Here is a 13,299-nt window from a genome sequence, read left to right on the forward strand (position 1 = left end):
CTTGCCCCACTCCTGATACGCTCGCAGCCGTGAGTGCATCCGGCGTGGCGACCCCGAGCCACGACGCCAAGGCACTCGCTCGCTGGCGCAACGCTGTCATCACGGCGTTCGCACTCGGCGGTGTCAGCCTGGCCACCTGGGGGCCCCGCCTGCCAAGCCTCCGCAGTGATCTCGGGTTGAGCTATGAGTCGCTCGGTCTGCTGGTCGCAGCTGTCACGGTCGGCTCGATCGCCGGACTTGTCAGCGCGTCAGCACTCCTGGCCTGGCTCGGACCGCGGGGCGGCATCTGGCTGACACTGACGATCGATGCCGTCGGCATCGCTGTCATCGGGCTCAGCGCGGGCGTGCTGCATTCAGCCCCAGCGGCCACCATCGGATTCATCCTCGTCGGCTTCGGCATCGGCGCTGTCGACGTCATGATGAACGTGCAGGGCGCCGCGGTCGAACACCTGGCCGGCAAGACGCTGATGCCGCTCATGCACGCTGCATGGTCGGCAGGCGCGGTCCTCGGGTCCGCGATCGGCGCAGCATCCGCCGCCCTCGGCGTCTCGGTCGGCACGCAACTGGTGGTCGAATCTGTGTTGATTGCGGCCGTCGCCGCAGTCTCGGTGCAATTCATTCCGCGAACGGATGGCGCGGCATCCGCAGAAGCGAAGCCGCCGGTTCGCGCACGCATCCGCTCGTGGTTGTCGGGATGGGCGGACGTTCGTCTGCTCATGATCGGCTTGGTGATGCTTGGCGTGGAGCTCGGTGAGGGGTCCGCGAACAACTGGTTGACGCTCTCCGTGCGGGACGACCACCACCAAACGGATGCGATCGCCGCCCTCTTCTTCACCGCATTCGCCCTCGGGGAGACTCTCGCCCGCGTCTTCGGCGGTCCGTTGGTGGATCGTGTCGGGCGGGTGCGAACAGTGCGTTTCACGACCGCGCTCGGCGTGATCGGCGTGCTGTTGTTCATCCTCGGCGGGGCACCCTGGCTCGTTCTGATCGGCGTTATTCTGTGGGCCGTCGGCGTGTCGATGGGGTTCCCGCTCGGCATGTCCGCTGCTGCGGACAGCGGCCCGAACCCGGCAGCGCGCGTGAGCGTCGTCGCATCGATCGGCTATCTCGCGAACCTCGGCGGGCCACCGGTTGTCGGCTTTCTCGCTCAACAGTTCGGGCTGCTGAATTCGCTGTGGCTGATCATCGTGCTGCTGGCCGTGTCGTTTGCGGCTGCTGGGGCGTTGCGACCGCGGAGCAAGACGAACGCATAGTGCGCGCCGGCATTCAGAACAGGCAGATTCTGCGCGTTCGCGTCAGAACAGGCGATTTTCGCCTGCTGTGACGCAAACCTCCTGTTCTTGAGAAGCGCCGCGGGCGAGAAGGCGGCAGAGGTCGCACGGTCGGCTCGAACCGACCCGTAGGATGTGAGCCACGCGGGCGGCTCACATCCTACGGGCCTAGCGTGTGGCGCGAAGCACCTCCGAACACCCAGAAGGGCACCACTGTGAAAGTCATCACCTATCAGCCGACCTGCATCTCCGCCGGCCAATGCGCACTGTCCGCCCCCAATGTGTTCTGGAACCGCGAGAGTGACGGCAAGGTCGAACTCTGGACCGATAGCCCTCCCGAATCGGAGTACGACCAGGTGCGCGAAGCCGCAGCCCTGTGCCCGTCGGCATCCATCACCATCGAAGAGGACGATTAGCGCCCGCCTGGCGCGGTACACAGTCGTGGTTTCGAGACGCGCCGCTCGCTGCCCTCGCAGCGCTCCTCAACCACCGGCGCAAGCACACATGACCCCGACCGCTCAGGCGACCGATGAATTCTCCCGCTGTCTGGGCTCCATCGCGTCGCGCGCCGCCAGCACGCGCCCCATCACCTGATCGACGAGCCCGTATTCCAGCGCCGCGTGCGCAGTGAAAACCCGGTCACGGTCTGTGTCCCGCCGAAGCGTTTCGATCGATTGCCCAGTATGCGCTGACAAAATCTCCTCAAGCTCAGCCCGGATGCGCACCACCTCGTCCGCTTGCAAGATCAAGTCGGGAATCGTGCCCCGCCCCTGCGCAGCCGGCTGATGCAGAACCACCCGCGTGTGCGGCAGCACGGCGCGACGGCCCGGGGTTCCGGCCGCCAGCAGCACGGCGCCAGCGGCAATCGCCTGCCCAACGCACGTGGTCGCAACCGGCGCTTGAATGTACTGCATCGTGTCATACACGGCGAGCATCGACGTCAAGTCGCCGCCCTCGCAGTTGATGTAGAGATTGATCTCGCGCTCCGAGTTCTCCGCCTCCAAGTGCAACAACTGGGCGATGAGCGCATTGGCCACGCCCGAATCGATCGCCGTGCCCAGATAGATGATGCGCTCCGTGAGAAGGTGAGAATAGACATCCATGATTCGCTCGCCCCGCGAGTTCTGCGTGATCACGTTCGGAATCATGTAGTTGCTCATGCGTCCACCCCCAGTCCGACGTGCCGACGTTTGGGCGGCATCACCTGCTCGAACGTGTCGACCACGTGATCGATGAATCCGTATTCCTGCGCCTCGGTAGCGGTGTACCACCGGTCGTGCAGCGAATCCTCGAACACGCGGTCCACGCTTTGGCCGGTGTCCTCAGCAACCAGGCCGAGCACCGTGTCGCGGGTGAAGCGCAGATCATCGGCTTGCACCTCGACCTCGACCGCGGAGCCGCCGATGCCCGCCGAGCCCTGATGCATCAGGATGCGCGCGTGCGGCAGCGCGAACCGCTTGCCCTTCGTTCCGGACGAGAGCAGGAACTGCCCTGCGCTGCACGCCAACCCGAGAGCGAGCGTGCTCACGTCGCACGGCACCAGCCGCATCACGTCGCGGATCGCGAGCATCGCCGGCACCGAGCCGCCGGGCGAGTGAATCCACAGCGCTATGTCGGCGGATGCGTCGTCAACGGCGAGCGTCAGCAGTTGCGTTGCGAGCAGCGTTCCGTTTTCGTCGTCGAGCACGCCGTCGAGAACCAGGATGCGCCCGTGCAGCAACTGCGCGCGCATCCGGTCGGTGAATGCGGGGGGTTTTGTGTTGTCTTCGTCAGCCATGGATCAAGACTGCGACAAGGGTGATCGCTTGCGCCGGCCATACTGCTGTCAGCAGATCTGCCGACAGCAGACAGGGGGCTCGAGTGGGGTCTCGATACGCGGATTCGCTGCGCTCATGCGCTACTCGACCACCGGTACCGCTCGAGTAGCCCGCGAGCTTCGGTCCCTGAGCGCAGCCGAAGGGGCGAGCAGGCGTATCGAGACCCGTACGGCGCGAACAGCGTTACCCCCTGTCGATCATGGCGCGGGCGGCACGACCGGGGTCTTCACCACGGTCTACCGCATCTCGCACCGGCGAGGTGATAGGCGCCGCCCACGGCGACGGCGCGCCCGCATAGGCCGCGGCACCGAGTCGGAAGTGCTGAGCCTGTTCTTCCGTCTCAACGAACGGCATGTCCATCGCGAAAAGCCGGTCGCCGCGCGGGCGCGGTCCCGCCTTCGACACCTTGCCCCACAATTCGTGCCCGACAACCTCTTCTGCCAAGACGGATGCCTCGATCAGCTTGTCGAGATCGACTCCGGTGTCGATGCCCAGCTCGCTAAGCAGGTCGACGAGATCTTCGGTCGGGATCATCCGCGTCATCCGCCCGTGACCGCCGTACGGGCAGCCGCCCATGCCGCCGATCGACGAGTCAAGCACAAGTGTGCGCTCTGGCGACAGCACCTGTAGCGCCTGATATGCGGACAACATGGCAGTTCCGCGGGCATCGTGCAGGTGCAGGTGGAATGTCTCGATCTGCGGCCAGCGTTCCTGGATCGCCAGCAGTTGCGAGGCCACCTGATCCGGAACGTTCCACGCCATCGGATCACCGATCCACACCCGATCGACCGTCACGCCGGCGGCATCCCACATTGCAATTTGGCGCGCCAGCATGTCCATGCGATAGTCCTCGTCGAACGGACCCAGCCAGTTCGAGCCCCACGCCGCGTTGATCGCGACGCCCGCCGTCTCGCTCCCCGCGGACAGCGCGGCCTCGATCACCTGCGGCCACGCCTGGATCTCCTGCAGTTGTGTGCGATTGGTGTTGCGCCTCACGAACACGTCGCAGAGGTGCACGAGGGTGCGGGGGAATTCGCGCGACTCCGTGAGCAGCGGGGCGAAGCGGCGCATCCGCTCTCGTCCTCGTTCGTTCAGGGCCAGTGCCGTGTAGGTCACGGCGTCGACCGGCGTGAACCCCGCGACGACGCTGTCGATGTTGGCCATCTGCGGCGTCCACTTCGGGCTGACGAACGACCCGACGACGATCGTCTGCAATCCGGTGCGCGACAGTGCGTTGAGCAGGCGAATCTTGTTATCGACAGTGATCGACGCGCTTTCGATTTGCATGCCCTCGCGCATGCCCTCCTCAATGATGCGCACGGTTGGATAAGCGTGCGGATTGGGCGACGGTGACATGCGAGCGACCTCTCTATTCTTCCGCTTAAACGGTGTGGCGACCGGGCAGCCGCGTCTTAGACGGCGCCGGTGGTGTGGAGTTCGGCGATCTCGTCGGCAGAGTAGCCGAGCGAGTCGAGAATCGAGTCCGTGTGCTCCCCGAGCAGCGGGGGCGGAGACGACGGTTCCAAAACTCGGGCGTCGACCTGAACACCGCTGCCGAGCACCACCGCGGTGCTGTGTGCACCGCTGTTCGCACCGCTGCGCTGCCCGGCCCTGCGCTCCTCGACCCCGCGCACACCGACGCCCGGAAGCTCCACCTCGTGCAGCAGCCCGCGAAAGCGAATCTGATCCTGGTGAAGTGCCTGATCCACAGTCAGCACTCGGCCGGCCGGGATGCTCGCTGCAGCAAACATCGCCTCCCACTCTGCCGCGTCTCTGCTGGCAAGCCGCGACTCCAGTTCAACAGTCAGTTCGGCGCGATGCAGCTTACGATCGGTGCGCGTCACGAATCGCGGGTCCTCGATGAGCTCCGCGCAGTCAAGCAGGCGGCAGAGGGTCTCGAATTGCGTCTGCGTGTTCGCCGCGATGTTCAGCAGGCCGTCGCCCGTCTGGAACGTTCCAGACGGAGCGGATGTCGCATTGCTGTTCCCGTTGCGCGTCACGTCGCGCCCGGCAATCAGGTGATCCGAGACCGCCCAGCCCATCGCAGTCAGCGCGGTCTCCAGCATCGACACGTCCAAGAAGCAGCCCGTGCGATCGACGGTGCGCCGGGCGAGAGCCGCGCAGATCGCCATCGACGCGGCGAAGCCGCCCAGCGTATCGGCAATCGGGAAGCCCGCGCGCAGCGGGCCGCCATCCGGAGAGCCGGTCACGTCTGCCATGCCGGCCAGGCCCTGGATGATCTGGTCGTAGGCCGGCCGACTCGCGAACGGCCCGGTTTGACCGAAGCCGGAGACGGCGCAGTAGATGAGTTCAGGGTTGAGCTCGTGCAGTCGCTCCCACGGAAAGCCGAGTCGCGCGAGGACGCCCGGGCGCATGTTCTCCAGCAGAACATCCGACGCTCGAATCAATCGTTCGAAGACTTCAGCTCCCTCTTCGGTCTTCAGGTTGAGCGTGATCGATCGCTTTCCGCAGTTCTGGGCGACAAACGACGCACCCATCATCGGGATGTGCGTCGCGCTTTCGCTGCTCAACTCACGTGCAAGGTCACCGGTCACGGGGAGCTCGATCTTGATGACATCCGCGCCGAACAGACTCAACTGGTATCCGGCGAACGGGCCCGCCAGGATCGTCGTCAGATCCAGAACGCGAACACCTTCGAGTAGACCGGCCACGAACCGTTGTCCTTTCTGTGGCGAGCATTCTGTAGCGAGCACGGCGGTCAAAGGGAGACCCTTTGACCGCCACGCCACCGATGGGTAGTACCTTCCGTCGACTACCCGACGACGGATGCGATCTGTGACGGGGTCACATACGTTCCGTTGGTGTTGGTCAGATCCGAATTGAACCCGACCACGGAGAAGCCGCTGAAGACGTTGTGGTATTTGTTGAAGTTGTCGTCACCGCCCGCCCCCTCGTAGTTGATCTCGGTGCCCTTCTTGATCAACGCGACGCATGACGCATAGTCTGAGCACTTCGTTCCCGGGGGGCTCGCGACGCTCACGACATCTTTCACCCAGACAGACGGATCGGTCGAGTTCGCCTTCGTCATAGCCAGCGACGAGATCACGATTGCGTCGTACTCGTTGAAGGTGGTCGGAAGCGGTTGGGCACTGCCGTACACCTGCTTGTAGTCGGCGAGGAAGTGCGTGTAGCCGTCACCGCTCGGCGAGGCCGCCACTGCCGCGAACAGGTTGGTCGATGCCCCTGAGCCAAACGCTTGAGCGTACGCCTTCGACGACTGCAGATCGTCGCCGACCCATGGTGTGCTCAAGTCGCCGAGCTGCGCAGCGTTCGACCACAAGGTCGACGCCGTCTGCGTGTCGAAAGACGAGAAAATCACATCGGGGTGATTGGCGAATGCTTTCGTCAGTTCAGAACGGTATGACCCTTGCCCGGGCACGATCGTCAGGCTCTGCTGCACGGTGCCACCGAGCTTTTCGAAGGCCGCGGTCAACGGGGCGACGAAGCCCTGCGAGTTCGCCGAGTTGTCGAAGATCAGCGACGCCGTCTTGAATCCTTTGACCTTCGCTGCGTAGTACGCCATGGCGACCGACTCGTTCGAGTCGGACGACGTGGTGCGGAACACGTACGGGTAGTTCATCTTGTCGAGCGTCGTTGCACCGCCGATCATCATGTCGACGACCTTGCTCGGGCCGAAGTCGCCGATGACGGCCTGGATGGTCGGTGAGAACGGCCCGATCACGGCAACCGGGTTGTCGAGCAGCAGTTTGCGGAACGCGGGCAGGGTGTCGACGGAGTCAGCCGCATCGTCTGCGCTTGCAGATTTGAGCTGGTGGCCCAGCACTCCCCCGTTGTGGTTGACCTCGTACAACCCGGCCGCCACCCCGTGTGTGCCCCAGTCGGACAGGATCGACTTCGACCCGGTGAAGGGGAAGATCTCCCCGATCGTGAGCGCCTGTTTCGAACTCGTACTCGAACTGGACGGGCCGCTTGTACAGCCGGCTGCGGCGAGCGCGATGGCCAGCACCACGCTGGACCCCATCGCAACCCGGCGGACGCGTCGCATCCGCACTTGTGGATTGTTCATTGCAGTTACCTCGATTCTGTTGTGCAGTGGTCTGTTGAGCGCTGGTCTGTTGAGCGCTGGACTTTTGTGCATAGGTGAACGGGACGCATCAGGCACCTGTCGAATTGCTCGGGGTCGCTTGGTCATGCCCGAGGAAGATTCCCGCGAGATCCAATTTCGCGATCTCAGCGACGGGACCGTGAACGTGATTCGTTCCTGCGACGAGCACGTGCACGAATTGTGCGTGCGATAGCGCGCGCTCGACGTTCTGCTCGATCACGAGCACCGCCGTGCCGCTGGCAGCAATGAGTTCGATCTGCTTCCAGACGATGTCGGTGTACGCAGGCGACAAGCCAGCCGTCGGCTCGTCGAGGATGATGACGGTGGGCTCAACCATCAGTGCGCGCGCCATTGCGAGCAGGTTCTGCTGGCCGCCCGAGAGGTTCCCTGCTTTCTTCTCCTGTGCTTTGGCCAGATCCGGGAAGATTCCGTAGATCTCCTGCATCCGCGCTTTCGGGTCCTTTTTGGATGCGTACCCGCCGATTTCGAGATTTTCGCGCACGGTCAGAGTGCGAAAGACGTTGTCGTTCTGGGGAACGTAGGCCAGGCCGTGGCGTGGAAGCAGATGGCCCGGCATCCGCGTCACATCCGTTCCGTTCACCGTGATTGTGCCGGTGGTCGGTCGCAGGATGCCCGCGAGTGTCTTTGCGAAGGTCGACTTTCCCGCACCGTTGGGTCCGACGATTGCTGTGACGAGCCCCGCCGTGACGCTGACACTCACGTTGCGCACGATCGGTGATCGACCGTAGCCACTCGAAATGTTCTCAGCTGTCAACGCGTCCATCGAGCACCCCTCCCAGATAGGCGCGAACAACGTCTTTGTTGTCGCGCAGTTCGCTCATCAAGCCGGTTGCCAGGGTGCGGCCTTCTGCAAGCACGATCACGTAGTCGCAGATCTTCTCGACGACGCCTAGGTTGTGCTCGACCATCAGCACGGTGACGCCCTCGTTCTTGAGGTCTTGGATGTGCTCGCCGATCCGGTCGATCAGCACCGGGTTGACACCGGCCATCGGTTCATCCAGCAGCAACAGTGTCGGTTCGGCCATCACCGCGCGCGAGATCTCGAGAAGCCGTTTCTGGCCGCCGGAGAGCTCCCGAGCCCAGGTGTCGCGCAGCTCGTACAGGCCGTATTTCGCCAGTATCTCGCCTGCGCGCTCCGCGTTCTCTGTTTCGATTCTCTTGACGAGCCCGGGCCGGAAGTAGACGTTCGTCAAGGATTCGCCGGGCTGGTGTTTGGCGGCCACCATCAGGTTCTCCCACACCGTCAAACCGCCCAGCTCTCGAGACAGCTGGAACGTGCGGATGAGCCCCAGCCGCGCCCGCTTGTAGTTCTGCAGTTTCGTGACATCGTGCGTTCCGATCTTCACGTCACCGCTGTCAGCGCTCATCGCCCCGGAGAGGATGTTGACGACCGTCGTTTTGCCCGCGCCGTTCGGCCCGATCAAGGCTGTGATCTGCCCCTTGGGAACGGAGAAGGTGGCTCCGTTCACGGCCTTCGCACCACCGAACGACTTGTGGATATCGGTGCAGCTCAGCGCCGATTCCGTGCCTGCACTCGGGGGGGCATGCAGCACATCCGGTTCGCTCACAATGTTTCCTCTCGGGTCAGCGCCGCGCGGTGTGCGGATCCTGTCTCCGGCAACGACGGTGTCGAAGGCAACCGGCTCAGTCGCCGCCGCTCGGGGATCAGGCCTTGTGGGCGGAACCACAGCACGATGATCAACAGGATTCCAATGGCCATCGCGGCCACGTTCAGGATCAGGCCAGGGTGTCCTGGAACATCCGGAAGGAATTTGGGCAGCTGCGTGAACAGCACGGGCACAATGAGTGCGCCGAGGATCATGCCCTTGTTGTTGCCGACTCCTCCGACGATCACGGCCGCGAAGATCAAAAAGGTTTCTCCGGGCAGCCACGCGCTGGTGTTGAACGCGCCCGTGAACTCGACGATCAGGCCGCCGCCGATTCCGGCGTAAAACGAACCGATCAACATCGCGGTCAGCTGGTAGCGGAACACGCTCTTGCCCAGTGCGGATGCCGCCTCCGGGTCGTCGCGGATCGCGCGGATGGTGCGACCCATCGGCGAGCGCGTGATCTTGCTCATCAGCCACCACATGATCAAGGCGATGATGAGAGTCACCACCGTGAAGAACGGAATGAAGCTGTTCGCGTTGAGGCTGAACAGGTCTGCCATCGGCTCGGGCACGTTCGTCAGGCCGTCAGCTCCACCGAACAGCGGCACATAGTTGTTGATGACGTCGTACAGCACCAACGACAGTGATATCAGCACCATCGCGAGATAGTCGGTTCGCAAACGCCGGAAGGCCACCAGCGAGACCAGCAGGGCGAAGACACACGCCGCGACACCGCCGAGGATCAGCGGTATCGGGAACGGCAGCGACCAGCCGAAGAAGTACTGTTCGCCGGAACCGGGTGTTGGTGCCGGCATGCTCGTCGCGCCTGCAACGTATGCGCCGATTGCCACGAATCCGATGTAGGCGAAGTTCAGAATGCCGCCCTCCCCGAACTGCAGGTTGAGGCCCCAGCCGAGGATGCAATAGGCGAAGACGAAGAACGCGAGTGTGATCAGGTAGTACACGAGGGGTGACATGCTCAAGCCTTTCCAGGTCGGGCGAAGAGGCCGTTCGGCCGGAACAGCAGGGCGAGAATCAGGATCACGAACGCGACGTCGAGTTTGTAGGCCGGGTCGATGAACAGGGCGGACACTTCGGTCGCCAGCCCGACGATGACGGCACCGACGATTGCTCCGTAGATGCTGCCGACACCGCCGACGATGACGGCGGCGAAGATCACGAACAGGAACGTCTCACCGGATCCCGGTGTGATGCTCGCCTGCGTGATGCCGAGCACGGTGCCAGCCAGGCCGGCGAGGCATCCGGAAAGGAACCAGGTGAGCGTGGTGATCCGGCGCGTGTCGATTCCGCTGGTCATCGCCAGGGTGGTGTTGTCCGACATCGCCCTCATCGACTTGCCGATGCGGGTCGCCGTCAGCATGAAGTGAATCAGCACCATCAGGATGACCGCGATGCCGATGACGACCAGCTGGTCCGTGGTGAACAGGAACGGGCCGACGTGGAACGGGTTCTCGTTCGGGATCGTGTAGCGCTGCACCTCGTTGCCCCAGATCGAACTGACGACGTTGAGCAGAATCAGCGACAGGCCGAAGGTGACGATCAGAATGTAGAAAAGCTTCTGGAACCGTCTGGCGAACGGGGCGAGCAGAAACCGGTTCAACAGCACGGCGAGGATCCCGACGCTGAGCGCACCGACGACCATGGAAACCCAGATGTTCAGGTGCCACGGGCCAGTGTTGATCGTCCAGGCGATGTACGCACCGACTGCCATGAAGTCGCCGTATGCGAAGTTGATGTAGTTCGTGATGCCGAACTGAAGGCTCAGGCCCACCGCGGCCAGTGCCAGAACCGAGGCGACGACCAGCCCGAAGCCGATGGCAAGGAAGAGTTCCGACATGCGACTCCTTCGTCGTGATGTTCTGTGCAGCCTTGATGTTGTGTGGAGCGGTGAATTGTGCCTAGACTGCGGGGCAGCTTGAGCCTCGGAGAGACCATCCGTTGAGCGTGAGAGCAGCCTAGGGAGAGTCGGGCGATGTCAACAGAGTTGTGGCATTTGAGTGCGATCCGCGCGTTCATTGCGGCTTTGTGCATTCTGCTCACGCCGCAGTGGCGCCTGCATCTTCGGTCGCTGACGTGAGCAGCCCGCACGCCTATCGGCGCTGGAAGACGTGGCCTCTGGCCTACCAGATCCTTGCCGTCGTGCTGACCATTCTGGTGCTCACCGTGGCGCTCGGCGCCTTGCTGTTCTCCACCCTCAACGGGCAGGCGCTCGAACAGCAGTATCAATTGCGCGCGCTTGGAATCGCCCAATCCGTCTCCCGCTCCCCCGAGATCGTCGCCGCCGTCGAGGCCGGGGACCCGAATCACACCATCAGAGTGCTGGCCGAGAAAGTGCGCAAGACCACTGGCGCCGCCTATGTCGTGGTGGCCGACCGGGAGGGCATTCGTTATTCGCACCCAAACCCGGCTTTGATCGGCAAGCGCCTCGAGGAGGGCGTCGTCGCACTCGACGGCAAGACCCACACCGGCGTCGACAACGGCAGCCTCGGCCGATCGGCAAACGGTATCGCGCCGATCTTCTCGCTGACCGGTCAGGTCGTCGGCGAGGTGTCAGTCGGCATTCTCGAGACGCAGGTCAGCGATCAACTCGCGGTGGACAGTCGGGTCATCATCGGCTATTCGATCCTCGTGCTGCTGCTGAGCGCGCTCGGGTCGGTGTTGCTGGCGCGAAGGATCAAGCGGGTCACGTTCGGGCTGGAGCCGGCTTCGATCGCATCGCTTCTGCAGGAGCGAGAAGCGCTCTTGCACGGCATCCGCGAAGGTATGGTCGGTTTGGACACGGACGGCCGAATCACAGTCATCAATGAGGAAGCGAAGCGGTTGCTCGACCTCGACGGCGAGGTCGTTGGCAAGGCACTGAATCAGGTCGTCCCTCCCGGGCGGTTGCTGGACACGCTCACGGGCAAGACAGCGGGCATGGATGAAACCACGGTCACGGATGATTTCCTGCTCGTCGTCAACCACATGGACGTCGGGCTATCTGGCCGCACGATCGGGTCGGTCGTGACGATCCGCGATCGCACCGAGGTGGAAGGCCTCCTTCGTGAAGTGCATGCGATCAATGGCTTGACGGAGGCGCTGCGGGCGCAGGAGCACGAATACGCCAACCACCTGTTCGTCATCACCGGATTGATCGAGATGGGCGACTACGACCAGGTTGCCAGCTATGTCGCTCAATTGTCGGATACGCCGACACGGCTGGTGGGTGAGCTCAAGGCGCGTATCGAGCCGCCCCAGTTGGCGGCGCTGCTGATAGCCAAGATCACGATCGCGGCCGAACGCGGGGTCTCGCTCGTCATCACGGACGACTCGCATCTCGCGCAGCCGAATATCAGTCCGCAGGTGCTGGTGACCGTCGTCGGCAACCTGATCGATAATGCGATCGAGGCCCTCGCCGAACGGTCCGGACTCCGCGAGATCGAGGTGACGTTGAGCGACGACGACGGTGTCCGCATCCTCGTCGTCGACAACGGGCCCGGCGTGCCTGCCGATCGGCTCGGCGATGTGCTCGTCGACGGCTACTCGACGAAGGCGGAACGCAGAACGGGCATGCGTCGCGGACTCGGGCTGGCCTTGGTCAGCCGGATCGTTCGACGACTGGGAGGCGACATCCGCGTGAGCCCCGCACCGGGCGGCCGGTTCGAAGTCTGGCTTCCCCAACCCGACCCGGCGGATGCGTCGCAGACGACTGCGCACCCGGACGAGCAATCGGCCGCCGATGCGCAATCAGCCGCGGGTGACCAGCCGAGGCCGGCAGGGCGCGCCCGATGATCCGCACGCTCGTCGTCGACGACGATTTTCGGGTCGCTCACATCCATGCGGATCGGGTCAACCGCGTTGACGGTTTCACGTGTGTCGGCGAAGCGCATTCGGCCGCGGAGGCCCGCGAGGCGATCGCCGAGCTCAAGCCTGATCTTCTGCTATTAGATGTCTATCTTCCCGACGAAAGCGGGCTCTCCCTCCTGCGTTCGCTTCACGCACTCGACGACGCGCCCGATTGCATCCTGATCACGGCCGCGCAGGATCTTGCGACGGTGCGCTCTGCGATGCGCAGCGGCGCAATCTACTACCTGGTGAAGCCATTCGGATTCGAACAGTTCAAGAACGAACTCGTCGCCTACCGGAGATGGCGCACCGAGTTGGCGTCCGGCCGCATCGCAGATCAGGCGTCAGTCGATGAGCTCTACGGATTGTTGCACACGCAGACCACGGATGCGGCACGCCGTCGCCTACCGCCGACGATGGCGAAGGTGCTCGATGCTGTTCGCGCGTCCGCTGGTCCGATCGGCGCAGCAGAAATTGCAGACAGTCTGGGCCTCAGCCGACCGACGGCGCAACGGTATCTCAGCGAGCTCGAACGACGCGGCGCCCTCGACCTGCAACTGGAGTACGGCACGACAGGGCGCCCGACGAACGCGTACACGATTCGTCGCACGCGGCGCTCTGACAGTTCATAACGAGCTACCTGGGCA

Annotated in this window: 13 protein-coding genes; 4 read left to right on the forward strand and 9 right to left on the reverse strand. The window is 63.7% G+C overall.

Annotated features, from left to right (window positions below):
* Positions 1 to 29: 29 nt before the first annotated feature.
* The gene (locus tag QU604_RS21480) at positions 30 to 1,253 is read left to right on the forward strand and encodes an MFS transporter (RefSeq protein WP_308466641.1); all 1,224 of its coding nucleotides are present in this window, start codon (positions 30 to 32) and stop codon (positions 1,251 to 1,253) included.
* A 233-nt stretch (positions 1,254 to 1,486) separates the two neighbouring features.
* The gene (locus QU604_RS21485) at positions 1,487 to 1,687 is read left to right on the forward strand and encodes a ferredoxin (RefSeq protein ID WP_308466642.1); all 201 of its coding nucleotides are present in this window, start codon (positions 1,487 to 1,489) and stop codon (positions 1,685 to 1,687) included.
* Positions 1,688 to 1,789: 102 nt separating this feature from the next.
* Here QU604_RS21485 and QU604_RS21490 read toward each other — a convergent pair whose 3' ends face one another.
* The 9 genes from QU604_RS21490 to QU604_RS21530 all read right to left on the reverse strand — a co-directional run bounded on the left by QU604_RS21490 (position 1,790) and on the right by QU604_RS21530 (position 10,664).
* Positions 1,790 to 2,431, reverse strand: coding sequence for a ClpP family protease (locus QU604_RS21490; protein ID WP_308466643.1), 642 nt, complete (start codon positions 2,429 to 2,431; stop codon positions 1,790 to 1,792).
* Complete coding sequence (locus QU604_RS21495; RefSeq protein WP_308466644.1) at positions 2,428 to 3,048, reverse strand: ClpP family protease; 621 nt, start codon at positions 3,046 to 3,048, stop codon at positions 2,428 to 2,430. Before QU604_RS21495 ends, QU604_RS21490 begins: the two co-directional genes overlap by 4 nt.
* Positions 3,049 to 3,271: 223 nt before the next feature.
* Positions 3,272 to 4,444, reverse strand: coding sequence for a hydroxymethylglutaryl-CoA lyase-like TIM-barrel protein (locus tag QU604_RS21500; RefSeq protein WP_308466645.1), 1,173 nt, complete (start codon positions 4,442 to 4,444; stop codon positions 3,272 to 3,274).
* Positions 4,445 to 4,500: 56 nt separating this feature from the next.
* Positions 4,501 to 5,760: a CaiB/BaiF CoA transferase family protein gene (locus QU604_RS21505; RefSeq protein ID WP_308466646.1), complete on the reverse strand. Its 1,260-nt coding sequence runs from the start codon at positions 5,758 to 5,760 to the stop codon at positions 4,501 to 4,503.
* Positions 5,761 to 5,861: 101 nt separating this feature from the next.
* Positions 5,862 to 7,136 carry an ABC transporter substrate-binding protein gene (locus tag QU604_RS21510; protein ID WP_308466647.1) on the reverse strand — a complete coding sequence of 425 codons (1,275 nt, stop codon included), beginning with the start codon at positions 7,134 to 7,136 and terminating at the stop codon, positions 5,862 to 5,864.
* 88 nt (positions 7,137 to 7,224) lie between these two features.
* A complete protein-coding gene (locus QU604_RS21515; RefSeq protein ID WP_308466648.1) occupies positions 7,225 to 7,959 on the reverse strand; it encodes a branched-chain amino acid ABC transporter ATP-binding protein in 735 nt (244 codons plus the stop codon).
* Positions 7,940 to 8,764: an ABC transporter ATP-binding protein gene (locus QU604_RS21520; protein ID WP_308466649.1), complete on the reverse strand. Its 825-nt coding sequence runs from the start codon at positions 8,762 to 8,764 to the stop codon at positions 7,940 to 7,942. The genes QU604_RS21515 and QU604_RS21520 overlap by 20 nt, the downstream gene beginning before the upstream one ends.
* Positions 8,761 to 9,783: a branched-chain amino acid ABC transporter permease gene (locus QU604_RS21525; RefSeq protein WP_308466650.1), complete on the reverse strand. Its 1,023-nt coding sequence runs from the start codon at positions 9,781 to 9,783 to the stop codon at positions 8,761 to 8,763. Before QU604_RS21525 ends, QU604_RS21520 begins: the two co-directional genes overlap by 4 nt.
* 2 nt (positions 9,784 to 9,785) lie before the next feature.
* Complete coding sequence (locus tag QU604_RS21530) at positions 9,786 to 10,664, reverse strand: branched-chain amino acid ABC transporter permease (protein WP_308466651.1); 879 nt, start codon at positions 10,662 to 10,664, stop codon at positions 9,786 to 9,788.
* A 236-nt stretch (positions 10,665 to 10,900) separates the two neighbouring features.
* Here QU604_RS21530 and QU604_RS21535 point away from each other — a divergent pair, with 236 nt between their 5' ends.
* On the forward strand, positions 10,901 to 12,598 hold the full coding sequence (locus QU604_RS21535; RefSeq protein ID WP_308466652.1) for an ATP-binding protein: 1,698 nt from the start codon (positions 10,901 to 10,903) through the stop codon (positions 12,596 to 12,598).
* A complete protein-coding gene (locus tag QU604_RS21540; protein ID WP_308466653.1) occupies positions 12,595 to 13,284 on the forward strand; it encodes a response regulator in 690 nt (229 codons plus the stop codon). The genes QU604_RS21535 and QU604_RS21540 overlap by 4 nt, the downstream gene beginning before the upstream one ends.
* Positions 13,285 to 13,299 lie beyond the last annotated feature (15 nt).

Origin of the sequence: Rathayibacter sp. SW19 (genome assembly GCF_030866825.1) — a bacterium.
GTDB lineage: Bacteria > Actinomycetota > Actinomycetes > Actinomycetales > Microbacteriaceae > Rathayibacter_A > Rathayibacter_A soli.